Here is a 20124-nt window from a genome sequence, read left to right as displayed (position 1 = left end):
CACCGCGTTTCATCCAACATTCTTAGTTGCTCGAAGGTTCAGAATCGCAAGCAACCGGTTCTGTTCGTTCCCAACCACGGAAAATCCCTCGTCGACACCCATGCCGGGCTTTGCGAGCATCATGTCTGCCTGGGTCGCTACAGAAATGTGGACCGACGCCTGGGCCGACAGATCCGTCTCGGTACAGCTTCCCCCGACATACGATCCAACTCGGTTCTGCTTACAAATGAGAACAGCGCGAACCGCGTCGGCTATTGAGCCGACATCCGGCGTCTTGATTTGCACGAGATGCGCGCCCTTCGCTTCGGCAAAAAGCCGAATGTCCTCAAGCGTATTGCATCTCTCATCCACGACGATGCGCGCGCTAGAGTCCCGACCATCCAAAATCGATACGATCTCGGCATAATTCTCAATTTGAGCTTGCGTGGAACCAAAGTCCGCTGGCGACTCGACATTGAGTGTGAAACCCGGAACGCTCTCGGCAACCCGGCATATAAAGTCAGCTATTCTTTGCGGCTCCAGCCCAATTTCTTGGCCTATCCAGCCATACAAATCAAAATGCAGCACCGGGTGATAGCCCGGGCGGCCAATCTCGCGCGTGCGCGCTGCAACCCATTTTACGAACTCCATGAAGGTCAGGCCGTCAGTGCCGAATTTCTGCCGTGAGTTGATCAGCCCGTGAGGAATCACATCCACCGCTTTCAGGATCATCTTGTCGACGTTGATTTCGCGTGCGTCACCGCTCTGGCAGTAAATCGGGACGCGGCACGTCGGTAGCGGCAGATCAAACTCCGCGCATATAATCTCCGCCATTGTCTTACGATGAATATAGGCGGCTGCTCGCAGAAGAGCTTGGCTTACGCCATACTCGACAGCGAGAGGCAACCGCTGGTGTTCGACAGGGCCTAAAACCTTTGTGCAAGATTCAAGCAAATGAGAGGCATCGAGACCAAGAAGCCGCGGTGTGATAACGCGTGAAGTGAAATCTGAGATTTGTACGGTGTCGAACAAAGGATCGCGTCCACCGGCACCAGAGTACTGGACGTTCATCATGTCGCCCCAGGCAACGGTGTCGTCGGTAAGCACGAGACCAACGCTGAGCGAAGATGCTGGAATGCGAATCGACTTGAACCCCGCCGTGGTCGGTGCGCCGAGATAAATGAAGCCGTCTTGGATTGCACCGGATCTAATGGCTTCCTGATCGTCATAGAAAAATGCGCCGTTGCCAGGCGCGAGCACGACATCTTTGATCTGCACTTCCGTTTGCCCCGATTTGCCCTAAACGCCTTGCAACCGAGTCTGGTCCATTGGTAAGAAGTTCGCCAATATAAAGTTGAGGCGCTGCCATCGCGCTTCAAGATGGCTGCCAAGGAGCCGCGTCACCAAACGCGTCTATTGAAAACCATTCCACAACAGTCCCCTGCTCTCTATCGAGGAAGACTTGTTCCGGGCCGCAAGAGGCGGTCTCCTTGCTGGCTGTGCTGCTCTATTCGGCGTGTTGCGGTCAAGCGCTACCGAGCTTTCCGTGTCTCCGGCGTTTTGACGTCTTTCGCAGGGCCTTGCTTCTCTTCGGCCTCGACGTTTCGCCTCTCAGTGTGGGGTCGGAGAATAAGGCGGTACAATCTAATGAGCGTCTTGATGGCAGGTTGCAATCAGTACGAGTGTCTCAGCGAACTCACCTCATCCATCGTCCTGCGAAGGACGTCTGTCCGCCGGCGGGCGGAACTCTCTGTCCTCTCTCCTTCCCGGCCTTCTGGATCACATGGCCCAGGGGCATGATAGGGTGGACGGCGCCCGACGGCATCGAATGTGCCAGAGTGAGGTCGTATGAGATCTCAAACAAGGGAGCCGTCCGTGAACAAGTTATCCGCATTGGCATGGATACGTCCAAGAGTGTTTTTCAATTGCACGGTGTCGACGCTTTGGAGCGGCCTGTGCTGATCCGCAAGCTGCAGCGACGTGGGGTCGTTCCGTTCTTCGCCAAGTTGGCGCCGGTGAAGGTCGGGCTTGAGGCGTGCGGCGGCTCGCATCACTGGGCGCGCACGCTGTCGGCATTGGGCCACGATCCGGTGCTGATGGCGGCTCAGCACGCGAAAGGCCTATTTGCGGCGCGGCAAGCACGACGCGGCCGATGCGGAGGCGAACTGCGAGGCGACGAGCCGGCCGAGAACCCGCTTCGTGGCGGTGAAGAGCGTCGAGCAGCAGGCGGGTCAGATGCTGTTTGGGGTGCGCGAGCAAATGGTTCGGCGGCGCACGCAGCTTTCCAATGCGATCCGCGGCCATGCGGCCGAGTTCGGACTGGTGGCTGCGAAGCGCCTTGCCCATATCGAGCCGCTGCTGGCCCGCGTTGCAGCCGATGATGGCGTGCGGGCGCTGGCACAGGAGCTGTTCGAGATGCTCGGCGAGGAATACCGCGCCACCTGCACCCGGCTGGCGGCGCTTGAGAAGAAGCTGGTGGCAGGCGGTCCAGGATGGCATCGGCCAGAGTTGGGTTTGCAACGATCTCATACCAGTGATCCAGGGGCAGCTGACTGGTGACGATTGTCGATCGGCGTTCGTAGCGGTCTTCAATGATCTCAAGCACATCACGCCGCTGGTCATCATTGAGTTTTTCCGGTCCCCAGTCATCGAGAATGAGAAGGTCGGTTTTGGCGAGTTGCTTGAAGATCCGGCCATAACGTCCGTCGCCTCTCGCGAGGGCAAGTGTTGCAAACAGCCATGGAACGCGGTGATAGGCGACGGAGAAATCCTCTCGGCAAGCTTTGTGGCCTAGCGCACAGGCCAGCCAGCTCTTGCCGCTGTCGGACTGGGCTCATAATGCCCGTTATCAGGATGGCGAGGCAAAGAAGATTGTCCGTTACGCCTTTCATCCACGTTCGGGCGGGGAGATTTTCGTCACAGGCCGTCAGCGTTATTGCGGTGAGCCGGCCTATGTCGGGCGACAACCGGATGGCAGCCTGGCGCTGATTCCGATCTGGATGACGGAAGAAATCGCCCTGACGATGGCGGTTCGCGAGGCGCCCCGTTTTCCCCTTTCATGCCTGCGCGACCTGCGCCGCGAGGTCGATGCATGTCTACGTTTTCTGCAGAGCGACTCACGCGAGCCAGGAGACGACCATGCAGGGCAGGCAATGCCGAACCGACCAGCCAGACCTGTTTTCCAAGAAGGCTCCGCCATCGAGTCTTCCAGGCGAAATCCGGGAACGCACCCTCCCGCTGATCGAGACCTTGCTGAGGGAAGCGGTGGTGAGCCAGACGGGACGGGAGGCAGATCATGAAGATCACCGCTGAACATCTCGCGCGCGGTGCCTATGTCTATGTCCGGCAGTCGACGGCCGATCAACTCGTCAACAATCCCGAGAGCCGGCGACGCCAATATGGCCTTGCCGAGCGAGCGCGGTCCCTTGGCTGGAAAGACGCCATCGTCATCGATGAAGATCTCGGTAGTTCAGGGTCTGGCATCAGCCGTCCGGGCTTTGAGGCCGGGACTGGCATACGCTCATCGAGTTTTGCGGCCTTGTCGGAACGCTCATCATCGATGAGGACGGCATCTACGAACCGCGTCATCCCAACGACTGGCTGCTGCTCGGCATGAAGGGCACGATGAGCGAACTGGAGCTTTCGATCCTGCGGGCCCGCTCGATCGAAGCCCTGAAGCAGAAGGCACGACGGGGCGAACTTTTCCTGACGGTGGCGATCGGTTACGTCAAGTCGGGCCGGAACCGGGTCGAGAAAGACCCGGACCTGCGGATCCGCGAGGCGATCGATCTTGTATTCCGGCGTTTCGACGAACTGCAGAGCATCCAGCAGGTACATCTGTGGTTGCGCCGCGAGGGCATTATGCTCCCTGCCGTAAATTACACGCGCGCGGCGGACAGGGCGATCGTCTGGAAGCTGCCCGTCTACAATACGGTGCACCACATTCTCACCAACCCGATCTACGCCGGCGCCTATGCGTTCGGGCGAACCTGCAGCAAAGTCACCATAGAGGCCGGACGCAAACGGATTTTGCGTGGGATCAGGCGCGATCGCGCCGACTGGGAGGTCTTGCTCATCGACCATCACGAAGGTTACCTGAGCTGGCACGATTTTGAGAGGAATCAGCGCCTGATCACGGACAATGCCACAAGCAAAGGCCTGGTGCCGCGCGGTGCTCTTCGACGGGGCGAGTTGCTGCTCGGCGGTCTCTTGCGCTGCGGCCATTGCGGCCGCAAGCTGCATGTCTCCTATTCCGGCAGCAACGGCAATACGGGGCGCTATCATTGCCGCGGAGCGCAGGTCAACCACGGAACCGACCCGTGCATCGGCTTCGGATCGTTGCGGGTCGATCAGGCGGTCAGCGCGGAGGTTCTTCAAGGCCTTCAACCGCTCGGCATGGAAGCAGCGATCACGGCCATCGAGACCTCCACCGTGCAGGCTGGAGAGAAGCGGCGCCATGTGGAGCTCGCACTCGAGCAGGCACGTTATGAAGCCGCCCATGCACGCCGCCAGTATGACGCCGTCGACCCGGACAACCGGGTTGTAGCAGGCGAACTGGAGCGACGCTGGAATGCCGCGCTCGTAGCCGTCCGCGAGCGTCAGGACGAGCTTGACGCGCTCGACCGCCACAAGCCTGAGCTCTGGGAGAAGAGCAACGGCGGAGCCTGCTGCGCATGGGCGCCGACCGAACTGGCATGGCATCATGCCAACGCCACCGCCACCACGCGCAAGCGGATCATCCGTGCCGTGATCGGCGAGATTGTCGTCGCCCTCGAAGACGACCACATCAAAATGCTGGTGCATTGGCAGGGCGGCGACCATACCGCGCTTTCGGGCAGGAAGAACAAGGCAGGCCATCACCCTTGGGGCGCCCCGCCGGACATCGAGGACCTGATCCGTGCCCTGGCACGCCAATTGCCGGATAGAGCGATCGCATCGCTTCTCAACCGGCTCGGCAAAACCACGGGTCGTCTGAACGGATGGACGCAGTCCCGTGTCTGCACTTTCCGCAACCAGCACGACATCGCCGTCTACAAAAAGGACGAACGGTCGGAGCGCGGCGAGTATACATTGCAGGAAACGGCTGCGAAGCTCGGCCTGCGGCCAATGACCGTGCTGCGCATGATCCGCGCCGGCGATCTGAAGGCCGAGCAGTATTGCAAGGGTACGCCCTGGATCATCCGTCATGAAGATATCGAGCAACTCGATATCCAGCACCATTCCGGCAGGAGCGGACACAGTCCATTATCACAATCACAGGATCAGCAGATCCAGCTTTTTCAATAACATAGGGAGGTGTGCATTATGTTGTGGGATCGGCCGGCCCGGTGATGAGAAGATTGTGATGCTTGCGAACCCAGTCGTAGCCGGCGAGCGCCATGAACAAATTGCGGTCAAGACCGCGTGCGGCACGAAAGTCGGCATTCTCGATCTGTGCGTCATGGCGAAGCTTTGCAGCCCTGGCGCGGGCTTCGAAACCCTTCTGGCGGCGCATGGTAGCCTCGCGCTCGAGCAGCATGGCAAGCCATTCGCCATGCTCGAGGCCGCGTGCTTCGGATTGTGCGTCGAGCTCCTGGAAGGCGGTGGCCATGCCATGAAGGCCGAGTTCGCGCAGCATGTCGATGGTGGGATGGATAAGCATTGGTGTGTCTCCTCAATGAAAGTAATCAGGGCCACGCAGATTGGCGTGATCGACGATGGCGGTTGGTTCGGTGGACTGCCTTGCGGCCTTGTGATTGGCGATGAGCGAGGCGATGCTCTTGCAGTTCACCCCACCGATCTCGACGGCGCGGGCTGACACGGCTTCGGCGCGATCGCGTGTGACATCGCGAAACAGGCGCAGGACACCCAGGCATGTTCGAAAGCCTTGTTCAGGATGTGGGCGGCTGGCGAGGATTGCGTCAATCAAGCCTTCCGTCTCGGGCCCGACGGATGCGGCCCATCGACGGAAACGATCCGGCGTCCGTTCGGCATATCGCCGGTGGGAGCTGGGCATATGATCCGGATCAGTTCCATGACGAGGGCCGCCATAGCGGCGCTGATGGACGGCAATGCGCTTGCCGTGGTGGAAGATCTCGATGATGCGTGCCGTTGCTCTCAGATCGACTTGCTGGCGAATGAGGCTGTGGGGCACGGAATAAAAGAAGGTCTTGAACTCGACGTGGTAATCCGTCGAGACGCGGGCCAAACGCCATTCGGCAAACTCGTAATCCTCCAGTGGAAGACTGGCCAAAGCCGGGCGCTCGACTGTCTCGAAGAGCTGCCGGCGACTGACGCCCAGCCGGCGCATGACGTGGTCGTTGATGCGATCGAGCGCCTGGGCAATGGCGGCATTGGCCTCAGCCAGCGAGAAGAAAGTCTGGTTGCGCAGGCGCCCCGGAATGCAGGACTGGGCGAACGCACTCCATTCTCCACTTTCGATTTCTTTCAAGTTCAGGAATGCAGTTCGTGCTGACACTCAAGCGCGTATAGAGTTCGAGGTCACGCACCCGTTCCATCCGTGACGCGGCCAGCGCTTCGTGCTGTCGACACGCAAGCAGAACTGGGGCGAGGATCGCGTCATGTTCGACGACGCGGAGGGGCGGCTTCGCTCGCTGCTCGCGTCATGGACGGACGTCGCCGAGCCCGATGTTTTCATTCAGGTCGCGGCCGGCAGGTCGTTCGTGCGTCCAGATGATTTGGCAACCCTGGCGGCGTTGATCGAGCAAATCGAGCGCAGCCATGGCGGCTGACCGCGTGTCAGGCAATTTATGCCGTATATGTCAATCTAACTATGCCGCCTCTGTATCGCTTTAGTTTTCGGCATTGAATCAATATTGTAGCTGCGTTCGTTAGATTGACACGTTCTCTTGTAAGGCGTAATTTAGTTTACATAAAGCGAAGAGGTTGTACCATGCCCAACGAGACCAAACGCGATCGACTGCGCCAGCTCGGAGCACTAAACCCTCGTCCAGAAGCCGTCCGCGCCCCCTGGTTTCGTGATTTCTTTGATCCTCTCGATCTCGTGCAGGTGAAGTACGAGATGCTGCGTCACGTCCAGGAGGATGGCGTCAACAAGGCCGATGCCACCTCGCTTTTCGGTCTGTCGCGGCCAGCCTACTATCAGGCCGAGGCCGCGTTCGAACGCGAGGGCATTACCGGCCTGCTGCCGCGCACCCGTGGGCCAAAGTCGGCCCACAAGCTCACCGACGAGGTTATGCAGCTCATCGAGCAGAACCAGCACGCGGGCGCGCCGCTGCAGGCACGATCCCTGGCGCAACTTCTGCATTCGACGCTCGGCATCAGTGTCCATCCCCGCAGCATCGAACGCGCGATCGCCCGTAAAAAAAAACGGTGAGCCCCATGCGCACCCCGACACTGCCGCACGGCTGCAAGGATTTCTATGAGACGCTGCGCGCCGCCGTCCTGTGCCGGAGCGCCGCGCACCCATTTGCAATGCTTGCCGGGGTGTCGCACGACGGCTTCGTTGCAGACGTAATACGGGCGCAGCCGCCCCTCGGACGGCTCGTAATGGACCCGCATGCGTGCACCGCAGCGGCCGCACAGCAGCCGTCCCTGCAACAGACCGCTACCCTGGCGGGGCATGCGCCCACGCAGGCCGGGTGAAAAACCGGCAGCGTTCTGCTCCGGGGTAGTCTGATTGCGCTCGTACTCGGCCCAGGCCCGGCGCACGAGCATAACCTTCTTCAGCCGAAGATCTCCGCCTCGCGGATCTCACCGGTCTTGCGATCGACAATCGGGATCTTCTTGCCGGAATAATCCACGAAGACCTTGTCGCCGGCCGCATGCTCCTGGCGCATCGTCGGTGACAGTCGCTGCTTAAATCCCCGTAGAGGTTCACAAAAGCGACTGTAGCCATATCCGTCGGGATGCGACCCTCGATACTCCTCCCACAGGATGAGCAAGGTGACGCCGGGCTTCTTGAGCTCGACCGCAAGATCGGCCCAGTTCGGTTCCGTGCGTCGCCGCGTGCCCTGTTTGACGCCATTGCGAGCGAAGAGTTTGTTCTCAAGCGCGTCATCGGTCAGCTCGCCTGGCAGGGCCCAACTCAACCCGATTGCCGCGGCACGCCGCAGATTATCCTGCACCGTACGCGCGCTATCCCCAATACCACCGCAATCTCGCGGGAGCTGGTCACGCTTCCGGCAAGCCGAAGCATTTGTCTTAACTGTCTCATGGTCAGCCTTCTCTTTGCCGGCATCAAAATGTCCTCGTTCATCGCGAGGTAATTGATGCCAAAGTTGCTGACCCAGGAGGTAATCTTCAGTGCCGAAACCGGCCGGTCTTTGGTTGGAATGGTGGCCGGCTTCATACCGGAATCGTGGCCGGTGTTTGATCGGAATGGCGGCCGGCTTCACGTCGGAATCCGCAGTCCGGCCACATGCGATGCATAATGATTGCCAGACGACGTGCGAGCGCGACAATTGCTTTGCGCATCCCGCGTCGCTAGGCGACGTTCATCGCCCAAGGATTGAGCCACGACCATTTCGTCACGCGAGTCATCAGCGTTTGGGCAGCCTCATAGAGCAATGTCCGCATCATGCCGTCCCCAGGGGTATGCATCCAACGCGCTTGCTTTCCACGAACTTGTTGAGCTTTGGCGTCACCCTAGATGGTCCCACCGCCTTGGAGTTTCTGAACCGCTGCGGGATGTCGATTGTCGCGGCATAGGCGAGCGCCACCACACACCGGGCACCGTGATCAAGCGCCGGCAAGCCGCGCGCGTCCGTCTTGTTCGGCTGCGCCTTCAGGAACGCTGTCATGGCGCGTCTCGATGCAGATGACCGGCATCCCGGCGCTCGCCAGTCCCTCGAAAGATATTGCGACAAGGGCCCGGCCTCGAGGCCGACCCGTTCAATGTTCAAGGCAGAATCCTTCAGGACGGCGAGGCGATCGTCAGGGTGGCTGACGACCTTCAACTCGCGGCAGATCCTGCCGGATTCATCAACGATGCAAACGGCGGTTTCTTTTACCACGACATCGAAACCGACAAAGTGCTTCATGCTGCACCTCCTTTCCTGATGCTTGTGGCTGTTTGAATAGACCACGTTTTCAGCTCGAAGCGCAGCACCCTCCTGCATCACCGTTGAAGAAGGGGCGCAAGCCGAATACCCCATCTAATGAAGAAAAGCTCGAGCTCGTTCGGGTGGGACAGAGCGAACCATTGTGAGCGCGCTGTGCCGGCTTTCGGCACTGGCCGAGGAATTCTGCTGATTTCGTGTTATAGGAGCGAGGTGATGCAGGACGCTCGGCCGCTACCGACCTCGCAGCGCAAGTATTTCGGCGCCGTCGAACTCTTTGATGGCGCCCGCAATCTCGGCCGCGTTCATCAGCATAGCTCGCACACCATTCACCGGTGACGCCCTCGCATATCTGTTCGCGCTGCCCACAATCCAAGCACTTAAGGTGTACGCGATAGCGTTCTCATCCTCGAAGCCGCCCAGCAAATCATCGTTTCCTGTTGGTCTTGAGGTTTCGACACGCACGATTCTCATATCTTTAGCGGCCCAGCAAAATAAACTATCTCCTCATCGGCCTCGACATACCCTCCAGATCGGATAGCGTAAACGATAGAAGTGGTAGGCGCGCAAATAACAACGGTACCAGCAGACAGCGACTCAATGGAATGCAGGACGCCTATGAGATCTCCCTTCTTCACCTCATCGAGTATCGAGCAGCGAGGTTCAAAGATGCCCCGTGAGGGGGATCGCAATTCGTCAGACGAGAGGGTTTCGAGGGTCTGGCTGGACTTGTGTTGACGGAAATTTGGATGCTCCGCTTCTCCCTCGACTAGTCCGAGCGCTATAAGGGCGTTGCGCACCCCAGCTTCATAGATGGCCAGAGCCTTGGCACTGACAGTGCCGCCACCGAATTCACTGCAAACTAATACCTTACCCTCATTTTGGGCCAAGATATCGAACATTCCAGCCGTGTCGTGAAAATCCCAGACCAATGTCACAGGCAATTTGAATGCTTCTGCCATTCGGACCGTCTTGGCCATCAGATCGGCATCAGCGACAGGATGTATAATGACCGAGGGTGCACAGTCCCATGTCGGCCCGAAGCTGTGCAGATCGAATACGGTATCCGCCATTGGCAACAAGACACGCGAAACCGCATCCGCAATCCGTTCGCTAACCGATCCGTCGGAGCGGCCAGGAAAAACTCGATTGAGATTTTTCCCATCGACCGGCGTGTTGCGGGTGGAAGCCTGGAGGGCGAGTGGATTGATGTCGGGTGCGATGATCACTTTCCCGCAAGTTTGCGCTGCAGGCAGCCAATCAACAAGCCGCCGAGCTACAATTGGTCCTTCCAGTTCGTTACCATGGTTTCCACCAGTGATAAGAAGACGCGGCCCCTCCCCTTTATTGAGACTGAAGACCGGAATCGAAAGAGCTTCGCAGTCGGCCCCCTTGGGAACAATAAGATGACCCGTGCTCACTCCGAGCATGTCGAGGTCAAATGTCAGATGTGGCATTTCGTTCATCGTTAGAAATCTCCGTTGAACCATAGTATAACGCCCGTACGGCAGCATTTACTGCTGCGGCTCCATCCTCGCAGCGCAGACTTCATTCGGACTAATTCCTTGAAATTTTTGCGTCTGCGACAACACGTCATCAACCTGCGCAAACGGTGCCCACATGATTGCTTGGAGTGTGGATAACCGATACTTCCATATGCGCGCTCAGATCGGGTATAATCTGCGGTTTAGCACCAGTCACTCTCCATGGCGACGACGGCGGACCAACTTCCCTCCGATCCGGATGCGCTGTGGGCGTTGGTCCTTACGCGCGGCACGAATGTTCCTGATCATTCGGGAATGCAGCGTCACCGCTTCAGTCGTCGTGTCGTTGCCAGGCTAGTAGAACCGTAGGGTCAGTTTCCAAGAAGACCGTGAGGTACGCGGTGTCGCGTACAAGGTTCCTTCAAGTCCCGGAGACACTCGAGCCGCACCGCGGCCAACCATTCATCCCTTCGCGTCGGTTCGACTTGCATAAGGATCATGCGCGATAGAGCGAGGGGGTGTTTGGCTCAGAAATTCCGCACCCCGCTCTGTCACAAGCACGTGAGCGCCAACCCCAAACATGTGCGCCCCTGCTGCGAAAGAGTTCGCTCTATTCCCTTCGCAATGGAACTGTAGATTTTGGGCTATGTATGTGGACACAAGAGACGCGACGCCGGATTGCCCGAATTGACTACAGCCGTCAGTACTTTGCGACACTCAGCGCTCAGCTGCTTGATCGTCGGAGATGGTCGAGCGTCCAGGCCATGCGAAATGCTCTTTCCTCGTCTACGCTAGGCCCATGAGACGCGCCGCTGTGGCCGCCCACCATCCGCATGCGGAAGACCAGCTCGGGATCGCGATCGGCAGAACAGGACCGACGCTGCGCCACATAGCGAGCGGGCTGGTAATAGAGCACTTGGCCGTCATCGAGTGCAGCGTCGACGTATGTCGGCGGAAGCGGGCGATCCGCGCTGAGGTTGTAGTACGGGTCGTAGCTGCGCAGGTACCGATACTCGTGTGCTATGTGGGGATCTCCGTACTCCGCCGTTTCCTGTAGGGCGTACGGCATCATGAAGTCCATCTCGGTATCCAAGATGTCGCAGAGCGGAACCTTGGCGAGCACGGCGCAGAATAAGTCTGGCCGCAAGGCGGCCGTGGCAAGCACCGTACCGCCGCCGCCGCTAGATCCCTCAATCACAATTGCGTCGCGACTAGCGAACCCGATGTCAACCAGCCCCTCGGCAGCAGCGATAAGATCTGTGTAGGTAATGCGCTTTCGATCGCGGGTAGCCGCCTCGTGCCATGGACGTCCGAGCTCGCCCCCCCCTCGCACGTGCACCCATCCGAAAGCAACCCCGCGATCGAGCAGGCTTAAGCGAGCCGCCATAAACGACGGCCATCTCGTGGATCCGTAACAGCCGTACACATTCAATAACACCGGCCCGGGATTCGTTCGATCGCGCCGCGCGACCAACGAGATCGGGACCTGCACCCCGTCTTCCGCCTTCGCCATGACGACCGTCGCCACATATTGAGCCGCGTCATACCCGGGAACGCGGGCCTGGTACAGGACTGTCGAGCGGGGATCGGCGAGATCATGCTCCACGACAGTATCGGGCGTCACGAATGAGCTAATCGAGTAGACCAACTTCGAGCTTCGGAACGGATGTCGTGCGACGGAATGGATGCCACCGGCTGACAGGCCTACTTTAAGAGTGCAACTCGGTTCCTCGGGAACGATCGTTGCCCCGACCCCGCCTCTTCCGTCACGCGAGACCAGGCGAGGACGCAGGCCTTCTCGCTCCAAGACAACCAAGTGCTTCTCGAGGATGTGGACCTCCTCGAGCGCCACGCCTGCTCGATGCGGAACGACCTCCTCCCAGGACGACGGTGACGGGTCATTTATCGGCGCCCGCACGAGCCGGCAAGAGGGTCCAGCGTCGTCTGCTCGAAACAAAAAGCTGTCGCGCCAATGCTCGACATAAATATTGCACCCGAGTTCACGCCTCACAATCCGGCGCCACTTGCCCCCTGCCTCGTCGGCAGGAATACACCACACCTCTGCAGCGCCCATATGAACAGGAGAGGACCAGTCCGAGCTGGCAATCACGTCCAAGAACAACCAGACCCCGCTATCAGAACGCCGAACCCGTATTTCCAAGTACCCATTAGCCTCCTCGAAGACTACCTCAGAGTCCCCAGTTGCGATGTCGAGTCGGATAAGCTCATTACATTGTCGTCGCAGGCGAGGCCGCTCCCGCGTGAAAAACAGGGTGTGACCATCCGATGCCCAAGCTACCATCGCAGCCCTCCTCGAGCCCTGCCAGACGTCACGACCGGTCTCCATGTCCCGAACCCTAAGCTCGTAGTTCTCGTCCCCGATGACATCGAAGCTGAAGGCCACGAACCGCCCGTCGTCGCTCGGCTCGAAGACACCGAGCCGGTAAAAGACCTCGGCCCCTTCAAGCACGTTCGGATCGATTACAAGCTCGGCCCGATCTCCGCCTGCCGGCCGCCGCCACCACCTTGGATGAGACTGGCCCTGCTCGTGCCTTTGGAAGTACTCGAAAGGCCCAACTTGGAACGATGGTAAGGCGCCTTCGCGAAGCTGACGCCCCTCGATCTCGGCGATGATCTCCGCCTTAAGCGCTGAAAGGTGAGCTGCCGCCTGCTCTGCATAGCCGCCCTCGGCTTCCAGATACGCGCGGACATCGGGATTGTCCCGGTCGCGAAGCCAACGATACCCATCGATCGTGACGTGGTCGTGAAGGACCCTGATCCGTGGCTCCGCACGAGGAAGCGGTGGCTGCAAGCGCTTGTCTCCCATCACATCGCCCTCATCTGAAAACAGGAGTATTTTGCCGCAGCAATTGCATTAAAGTTCCTCCTGAGAGATAGCGTGCAAACCGTTCAGCTTGCCATGGCTCAAATTGCCAAACATCTCCCGTTTTATGATTTCGGCAGCATCACGTTCGGCGCCTAATAATGTTTTCTGTCGGACGACAGAAAGCACATGGCAAAGTTCATGCGGTTCTCAACCATCCTTCAATATTGCATCTCTATATGCTACCGCCATTTAGCCCGTAACACGTGATATGAATGATCTACCTAGATGATCTCGCGGCAGCTCCCTTGCTTGCTATACGAGTATCGAGAATATCTCGGAATTGACAAGCATGGAATGAAGACCCCAGCTATCGTGAATCCAGATGGTAAGCCCTAGCCGGCGGCCGACACGGTGCACGCGTGCGAAGACTCTGGCGAGGATCTCGTCGGGGATTTTGTTACAAAGTCTCAGCCTTCATTTCGCCAGCACGCGGACATGTGTCCGGGCCAGACTTCGATTGCCGGCGGTTCCTCCACCTTGCAGAGGTCAAAGGCAAGGGGGCAACGCGTATTGAAACGACATCCCTTCGGCACGCGCGCGGCGCTTGGAACCTCACCCTGCAGGGCCGGCATCTCGGCGCGGCCTGCGTTGCCGCCAAGCTGCGGGGTGGCGTTGCGCAAGGCGATGGTATACGGATGGCGGGGGTTGAATGTGATCTCGTCGGCGCTACCAATCTCGACCAATTTTCCAAGATACAAGACAGCAATCCTGTCGGCGATCAACCAGGCAAGAGGCAGGTCGTGGGTGATGAACAGCAGCGACATATTGTGCTTGTCGCGAAGATCAACCAGGACCTGAAGAATTTGTGCGCGTATCGAGACATCGAGCATCGAGACAGGTTCATCGGCAACAATGAGACCCGGCTTCACCGCAAGTGCTCCGGCAATCACGACCCGCTGGCGCTGCCCGCCAGACAGCTCGTGGGGGAATCGGGTGAGGAAGTCCTCGGGAGGATTGAGCCCGGCCGACGCTAGAGCTTCGCTGACTCGCTCCGTGAGTTCGCTGGCGTTGTCGACCAGCCGAAGTGACCTCAACGGCTCCGCCACGATATCGAACACGGTGTGTCGCGGATTGAGCGCCTGATAAGCGTCCTGGAAGATCATTTGAACACGATGGCGATAAGGACGCAGGGCTGAGGCGCCTCGCTCGGACGTCATATCGCGGCCTTCGAACAGCAACTTACCGCCCGTTGGTTGGGCAAGCTTTGTGATGACGCGGCCCACAGTGGTCTTGCCGCTTCCCGATTCCCCGACCAAGGCGACGATCTCGCCGCGCCCGACGCTGAGGTCGATCCCATCCACCGCGCGTACGGCGCCGGCAGGTCGGCCCAGCACACGGTCGAACAGCCCGCCCTGGATAGGAAATAAAACTTGCAGGTGCTCGAGACGCAGGATGTCGGCGGTGTCAGGCATGAGCTGCGACCTTGTCTTCTTGCGAGGACCGGTGAAGGTGACAGGCGACGCGTCCCCGCCCGAACTGATCGAGACTGGGGACTTCCGTCGCGCAAACCCCCGTCGCTGATGGGCAACGCGGATGGAAGGCGCAGCCTGAGGGCCGGTTTACCAAATTGGGGGGATCCCCGGCTATTGACCGGATGATCTTTTTGCCGGTCGCCGGGTTCGGGATCGCGTCTATCAGCAGTCTGGTATACGGGTGCTTGGGTCTGGCGAAGATCTCAGCGACAGTGCCGTCCTCGACGATGCGGCCCGCGTACATGATCATGACGCGATCACAGCACTCAGCCACCACAGAAAGATCGTGGGTGATCAAAATGAGGGCAAGGCTAAGCCGAGATCGCAACCCACCCAGCAGCTTCAGGATCTGGGCTTGAGTGATGACATCGAGCGCCGTGGTCGGCTCGTCACCGATGATGATTGAGGGGCGACACGCGAGCGCCATAGCAATCATTACCCTTTGGCGCATACCGCCCGACAACTCGTGGGGATAAGCGGTGCCGCGATCTGCCGGAATGCCGACGAGTTCGAGCAGCTCCTTTGCTCGGGCGATTGCGTCAGCCTTCGACATCCCGAGCTTCAGCACGCATGGCTCGGCGATTTGCTTGATGATGCGGTGAACGGGATTTAGCGCATTCATGGCTCCCTGAAAGACAACGGACGTCTCGCTCCAGCGGTGTGGCCGCATCGCCACATCATCATCGATCGGCAGTCGGTTACCGCGATAACGGACCTCGCCGCTGCTGACCCGCGCGTTGGGTGACAGCAAACCCGCGATGGCCATTGCAGTCGTAGTCTTCCCACTTCCCGACTCACCAACCAGGCCAACGGCCTCACCGGCCCGGAGCGCGAAGCTTACCCTGTCGATCGCACGCGATGAAACGCCCTTCAGCCCATAGTCAACAGAGAGCCCGTTGACTTCCAAAAGCGGAGCCTTCTCCTGGGAGGAGTTTGTCATGGAATAACCCTCCGCCGTGGGTTGAACGTGTCGTCGAGGGCATTGCCTATCAGAACAAAGCTCAGAGAAACCGCGAGCGCACACAGCCCGGGCGCGCCGAGGTACCACCAAGCTCCAGTACTCGCGGCGCCGGCGCGCTGGGCCAGCGAAAGCAAAGTGCCCCATGAGGGCTGTAGCGGATCGCCAAGCCCGAGGAATGAGAGTGACGTCTCGATATAGATTGCGCCTGCGACGACCAGAGCCCCGTTCGCCGCGATTTGCGGCACGAGATTAGGAAGGATGTGCCTCACCATAATGCTTAGATTGCTGCTCCCCGCAACGCGCGCGCGATCAATGAATGTTCGCTCCTTAAGCGACAACGTTTGGCTGCGAACGACACGTGCGACGAAGGACCAGCTTGTCATTCCGATAACGACAATGATTACGAAAAGAGAAGGACGAAAGCCAAGGATGTCCCCGCCGCGTCCAATCACCTCGAGGACAACGGGTGTGATGACCAGCGCGAGCACGAAGGATGGCATAACGAAAAAGAAGTCCGTCAAGCGCATCAGCCAAACGTCAACCCAGCCGCCAAAGTAGCCTGAAATTGTGCCAACTGCGGTACCAACAACGAGGCTAATCACAGTCGCCAGCAGCGCTATAGTGAGCGATATCCCGGCCCCATGGACGACCAGATTGAGCACGTCCCGTCCAACTTCGTCCGTGCCGAGCAGGTGCTGACCCGAGGGTGGTGCGAGGAAATCGCCAGTCGCATTGATGGCCGTCTCAAGCGGTCCCACCAGAAAATTGGGGACTGCAGCTAGAAAAACAAAGAATATCAAGCATATGAGGCCCGCCTGGGCGCCGCCGTAACCAAGAAATTGGCGCAGAAAGCTTTTTATTGCTCGCAACCGCCCTCGTGGGGAATATTGAACTGCAGTTTCGCTCACTATCGTACTCTTGGATCAAGAAGGCCGTAGACAAGATCGGCTACGAGGTTCGCAACAACGATCGACGCCCCAATTAAGAGGAATATGCCTTGGAGGACCGGGTAATCTCGTGCGTTGAGCGCTTCCACCGTCAGCGCGCCGATGCCCGGCCAGGCGAACACGGCTTCCACGGTGATGGCGCCAGCGACCACGTAACCGAGATTCAGGGTAATCAACGTTACGACCGGCAGCATTGCATTGCGAAATGCATGACGCATCAGCATCTGGCCATTAGTAAGTCCCTTGGCTCGAGCGGTTACCATGTAATCCTCGGTGACTACATCGCTCATTGCCGCACGTGCGACTACAACGTATTGGCCGATTAGCCCAAGAGCCACGGCGGTGACCGGCAGCGCCAGATGCCGTAGGTGATCGAGGAGCGATTCAATATACCCAGTGCTACCGCCAGGTGAATAGAGACCATAGCTCGGCAGCCATCCCAACATGGTGCTAAAGATGACCACCAATACCATAGCAAGCCAGAACGACGGCGTGGAGTAGAGCGCTAGGGAGGTCCCCGTCGCGATATGGTCGACGGCTCCTCCCCTGCGCCAACCCGCATACAGGCCAAGCATAACCCCGGATAGTATGGCAAGAAGTTGGGCTAGACCGACCAGAGCAATGGTGGCCGGCAACCGCGCCAAGATGAGATCGGCGACCCGCTGGCCCCTGAACTTGAAGCTGTAGCCCAGATCGCCGTGGACAGTAGCCGACAAATAGCCGACCATCTGGTCAGGAAACAGGGGCTTGCCGAGACCCCAGTTTTGACGCTGCGCCTCCATCTGCTCATTACTCACACCATTGCGCGCTCCGCCGAGAAGCAGTGACGCGGGGTCGCCAGGAATGACCCTGAATAAAACGAAGTTCAGCGTCGCCACCATCAGAAGGGTCACGGCCGCCCTGATAGTAATGGCTCCTATGCGCCTCCCCTTCCGGCTTCCTTTTACCGCGCTACTAGCCATCAGACTGGCCTCAGCCGATCGAACGGGAAGTACCCCCACTGGGAGATCGCATCTTTCGTACCCCAACCTTGGAAGCGATCCTTGCGATGGGCCTCGAGAAGGTAAGGGTAGCTCAGCATGATGTATGGCGCTTCGATGTAGGCGAGCCGCGCCGCTTGATCGACCAGCTCCTGAGTTTTCTTAAGGTCCACGGTGACGTCAATCTGGGACAAGAGCTTCTCGAACTTCTCGTTGCTCCAGTATGACCTGTTGACGTGATCGCCACTCTTGCCCAATCTGAGCAGACCGTCAGGGGTGGGAGACGGCCAGTTGCTGGCGAGAAGCAGATCCCAACCTCCGCCGCCGTCCGCTGGCGTTTTCGTGCGGGCGACTAGTGCGCCGGACTCTAACTGGGTCACCGATACGGGGATACCAACTTGCCCCAGCCAGCCTGAGATCAGTTGCATCACCGCGCTTGGAATTTCGTCATTACCCGAAAACGTTCCTGTTAGCATTTCGAGCTGCAGGGACTTCCCCTCCTTGTCCTCCCGCGCACCATCGCCGTTCGTGTCACGGTAGCCGGCCGCGTCAAGCCGTCGACCCGCCGCCTCGAGATCGAAATGGCGTCTAATGTCACCCAGATCCGAGTAGTAATCTTTCGCCGTCGGCATCACTAGTCCCAGGCCAGGGTCGGCATGCCCTCGGTAGGCGCGATCGACAATCGCCTTCTGGTCTATTGCGTAGCCAATCGCGTCGCGAAATGCTGGATCTTGCAGCGCCTTCGTGCTACCCGTTCCCTGCCCAGACGCTGTGTTGAAGGCCAGATATGCACGCGACTCGGTGCCGTGTTGACCGACCACGATGTCGGAATCGTTCGATAGGGACGCCCACTGGGCGGCCGTCAAATTCCCATAGTCAATATCACCACTCTTTAACGCTTGGGCCATTGGGTCATAGGAAGTAAACAAAACGAGGACCATGCCAGCCGTCGCTGGCTGACCCGTGCGGAAGTACGGGTTAGCCGTGAACCGGACGAATTGACCTTGCTGAAATTCTGAAATGATCATGGGCCCTGTTCCCACGAGCGGTGGGTCGTTGCGGAAGGTGCTGCGTGCTTCCGTATAGCTAACATTCTTCCAGATGTGCTCGGGGACAATCATAATGGTGTTGTCAAGCGGCCAACGGGTCGGTGCTTTGGTCACCATCCGCAAAGTATCATTATCGACTGCCGTAATGGACTCGACGTTTTCCAAGCCGTCTGTGTTGTTCCAGCCGGCGTTCAGCTCGTCGGACTTACCAATTGAGGCTTGCAGGTACTTGTACGTGAATGCGGCGTCTCTGGCTGTGGCAGGCTGGCCATCCGACCACTTCATTCCAGGCCAGATCTTGAAGGTCCACGTGACGTTATCTTCAGCGACGGACCACTCTTTGGCAAACCCCTTTCGATCAGGGTAGCGCTGTGCGTCAACGCCGACAAGTGCATCGTAGGTGAAGGTTAGCGGCCAGAACGATGACCATGTCGCGAACAGATTCAACGAATCTGGCGCAATAATAGCGCCAATGCGCACGATGTGCTCATCCCCCGATGCCGAAGCAAACGCGCTTGAACGAAAAATTAACGGGGCCATTGAGCCCAACAGCATCGCTTTCATCATTGTACGACGATTGCTTATCAAACTAGTCATGCGTTCCTCCCTGCCTTATTATGTGTACGACCCAGCAATTGGGCCACCTCTCCTGGGTCGACTGTCAAAAAGGCCCACAGCCAAGTCCACCGCCATTCAAGCACAGCTCGCTCGCCTTACCAGTGCACTTAGTAGAACCCTTTTTGCTGAACTCCCCTCCAGCAGCTGTCGTCACTCAACTCGAAGATAATGCGCGGGGCTTCCGTAGGAAGCGCAACTCCTCAAATCTTCACTAGTGACCTAGCCGAATCTTCATCAACTAGGCTAGTTGCCCAGCATGAAAGAACTCCATGTCAGGCTGGAGCCTCGTCACATCGTCGCGAGCATCTAGGTGACCTAATTCAGCTGCTTCATGTGTTTTAGTTGCGAATGGATTCAGGGAGTCGGGATTAGCACCTGCAAGGCGGACAACATGATCGTCGCAAGACGAGGCGAATGCCCTCGAGCGCAGCACAAAAGGTGCGGCGGCGCTCCACTAGAAGCGCTTTCGCAAGCACGCGTCGGTTGAGTTGGCAATTGCTCATTCTACCCTCCCGTGAATGTCTACCCAAGCCGCAGTCGGCTCCTTCCATCCAGGCAGAAGTGACCCCCCACATAAGCACTAGAGGTGACGATGCAGGGGATTTCCCTCTATTCCTTGAAGCTAAGTGGTGGACGCCATGCGGGCAAATATAGAAATGATATGGCAGGCTTCCATAAGTTAGATGGTTGATTGCCGGCCGGATCATGGAACCGACCTGGGTTGTGG

The 20124-nt window shown here is 58.6% G+C and carries 16 protein-coding genes and 5 pseudogenes; 6 read left to right on the top strand and 15 right to left on the bottom strand.

Annotated elements, in window-relative coordinates; genetic code table 11:
- Window positions 1-9: 9 nt before the first annotated feature.
- Window positions 10-1257, bottom strand: coding sequence for a methylaspartate ammonia-lyase (locus NKJ18_RS28265; protein WP_352760895.1), 1248 nt, complete (start codon window positions 1255-1257; stop codon window positions 10-12).
- An 846-nt stretch (window positions 1258-2103) separates the two neighbouring features.
- Between NKJ18_RS28265 and NKJ18_RS33085 the strand changes: the two genes are divergently transcribed.
- Window positions 2104-2538 carry a hypothetical protein gene (locus tag NKJ18_RS33085; protein ID WP_502906184.1) on the top strand — a complete coding sequence of 145 codons (435 nt, stop codon included), beginning with the start codon at window positions 2104-2106 and terminating at the stop codon, window positions 2536-2538.
- On the opposite strand, the pseudogene NKJ18_RS28255 reads toward NKJ18_RS33085, so the two are convergent.
- Window positions 2459-2797, bottom strand: a pseudogene (locus NKJ18_RS28255) (ATP-binding protein); the annotation flags it as partial. The gene NKJ18_RS33085 and the pseudogene NKJ18_RS28255 overlap by 80 nt on opposite strands.
- Here NKJ18_RS28255 and NKJ18_RS28250 point away from each other — a divergent pair.
- The 3 genes from NKJ18_RS28250 to NKJ18_RS28240 are packed head-to-tail and all read left to right on the top strand — an operon-like array spanning window position 2793 to window position 5265.
- Complete coding sequence (locus tag NKJ18_RS28250; protein ID WP_352760893.1) at window positions 2793-3278, top strand: hypothetical protein; 486 nt, start codon at window positions 2793-2795, stop codon at window positions 3276-3278. The pseudogene NKJ18_RS28255 and the gene NKJ18_RS28250 sit on opposite strands and share 5 nt — an antisense overlap.
- On the top strand, window positions 3275-3595 hold the full coding sequence (locus tag NKJ18_RS28245; RefSeq protein ID WP_352760891.1) for a recombinase family protein: 321 nt from the start codon (window positions 3275-3277) through the stop codon (window positions 3593-3595). Before NKJ18_RS28250 ends, NKJ18_RS28245 begins: the two co-directional genes overlap by 4 nt.
- An 8-nt stretch (window positions 3596-3603) precedes the next feature.
- Window positions 3604-5265, top strand: a complete 1662-nt coding sequence (locus NKJ18_RS28240) for a recombinase family protein (protein ID WP_352760889.1) — start codon at window positions 3604-3606, stop codon at window positions 5263-5265.
- A gap of 31 nt (window positions 5266-5296) precedes the next feature.
- Here the strand turns inward: NKJ18_RS28240 and NKJ18_RS28235 are convergent.
- Both NKJ18_RS28235 and NKJ18_RS28230 read right to left on the bottom strand, forming a co-directional pair.
- Window positions 5297-5620 (bottom strand): annotated as a pseudogene (locus tag NKJ18_RS28235) (ATP-binding protein); the annotation flags it as partial.
- Between the two features lie 12 nt (window positions 5621-5632).
- Complete coding sequence (locus tag NKJ18_RS28230; protein WP_352760886.1) at window positions 5633-6409, bottom strand: Mu transposase domain-containing protein; 777 nt, start codon at window positions 6407-6409, stop codon at window positions 5633-5635.
- A gap of 85 nt (window positions 6410-6494) precedes the next feature.
- On the opposite strand from NKJ18_RS28230, the pseudogene NKJ18_RS28225 reads away from it, so the two are divergent.
- Both NKJ18_RS28225 and NKJ18_RS28220 read left to right on the top strand, forming a co-directional pair.
- A pseudogene (locus NKJ18_RS28225) lies at window positions 6495-6710 on the top strand (DUF5372 family protein); the annotation flags it as partial.
- Window positions 6711-6871: 161 nt separating this feature from the next.
- Window positions 6872-7315 carry a helix-turn-helix domain-containing protein gene (locus NKJ18_RS28220; RefSeq protein ID WP_352760884.1) on the top strand — a complete coding sequence of 148 codons (444 nt, stop codon included), beginning with the start codon at window positions 6872-6874 and terminating at the stop codon, window positions 7313-7315.
- Between the two features lie 104 nt (window positions 7316-7419).
- Here NKJ18_RS28220 and NKJ18_RS28215 read toward each other — a convergent pair.
- From NKJ18_RS28215 to NKJ18_RS28165, 11 genes and pseudogenes are all read right to left on the bottom strand, one after another.
- A pseudogene (locus NKJ18_RS28215) lies at window positions 7420-7563 on the bottom strand (recombinase zinc ribbon domain-containing protein); the annotation flags it as partial.
- Window positions 7564-7664: 101 nt separating this feature from the next.
- On the bottom strand, window positions 7665-8336 hold the full coding sequence (locus NKJ18_RS28210) for a transposase (protein WP_352760881.1): 672 nt from the start codon (window positions 8334-8336) through the stop codon (window positions 7665-7667).
- Window positions 8287-8981 (bottom strand): annotated as a pseudogene (locus NKJ18_RS28205) (transposase). Before NKJ18_RS28205 ends, NKJ18_RS28210 begins: the two are co-directional and overlap by 50 nt.
- Window positions 8982-9233: 252 nt before the next feature.
- Entirely contained in the window at window positions 9234-9464 is a 231-nt protein-coding gene (locus NKJ18_RS28200) for a hypothetical protein (protein WP_352760880.1), read from the bottom strand.
- 5 nt (window positions 9465-9469) lie between these two features.
- Window positions 9470-10465, bottom strand: coding sequence for a succinylglutamate desuccinylase/aspartoacylase family protein (locus tag NKJ18_RS28195; RefSeq protein ID WP_352760878.1), 996 nt, complete (start codon window positions 10463-10465; stop codon window positions 9470-9472).
- Between the two features lie 742 nt (window positions 10466-11207).
- Window positions 11208-13295, bottom strand: coding sequence for a prolyl oligopeptidase family serine peptidase (locus tag NKJ18_RS28190; RefSeq protein WP_352760876.1), 2088 nt, complete (start codon window positions 13293-13295; stop codon window positions 11208-11210).
- A gap of 482 nt (window positions 13296-13777) precedes the next feature.
- Window positions 13778-14782 carry an ABC transporter ATP-binding protein gene (locus tag NKJ18_RS28185; RefSeq protein ID WP_352760873.1) on the bottom strand — a complete coding sequence of 335 codons (1005 nt, stop codon included), beginning with the start codon at window positions 14780-14782 and terminating at the stop codon, window positions 13778-13780.
- Window positions 14775-15782 (bottom strand): ABC transporter ATP-binding protein, encoded by a 1008-nt coding sequence (locus NKJ18_RS28180; RefSeq protein ID WP_352760871.1) that lies wholly within the window; start codon window positions 15780-15782, stop codon window positions 14775-14777. Before NKJ18_RS28180 ends, NKJ18_RS28185 begins: the two co-directional genes overlap by 8 nt.
- Window positions 15779-16711: an ABC transporter permease gene (locus NKJ18_RS28175; RefSeq protein WP_352760868.1), complete on the bottom strand. Its 933-nt coding sequence runs from the start codon at window positions 16709-16711 to the stop codon at window positions 15779-15781. Before NKJ18_RS28175 ends, NKJ18_RS28180 begins: the two co-directional genes overlap by 4 nt.
- The gene (locus NKJ18_RS28170; protein WP_352760865.1) at window positions 16711-17712 is read right to left on the bottom strand and encodes an ABC transporter permease; all 1002 of its coding nucleotides are present in this window, start codon (window positions 17710-17712) and stop codon (window positions 16711-16713) included. Before NKJ18_RS28170 ends, NKJ18_RS28175 begins: the two co-directional genes overlap by 1 nt.
- The gene (locus tag NKJ18_RS28165) at window positions 17712-19376 is read right to left on the bottom strand and encodes an ABC transporter substrate-binding protein (RefSeq protein WP_352760862.1); all 1665 of its coding nucleotides are present in this window, start codon (window positions 19374-19376) and stop codon (window positions 17712-17714) included. The genes NKJ18_RS28170 and NKJ18_RS28165 overlap by 1 nt, the downstream gene beginning before the upstream one ends.
- Window positions 19377-20124: the final 748 nt, after the last annotated feature.

It is taken from the genome of Mesorhizobium sp. M0217, from assembly GCF_040321955.1.
GTDB lineage: Bacteria > Pseudomonadota > Alphaproteobacteria > Rhizobiales > Rhizobiaceae > Mesorhizobium.
The sequence above is the reverse complement of the archived record's forward strand: the minus strand, read 5'-3'. Positions and strand labels throughout refer to the sequence as shown.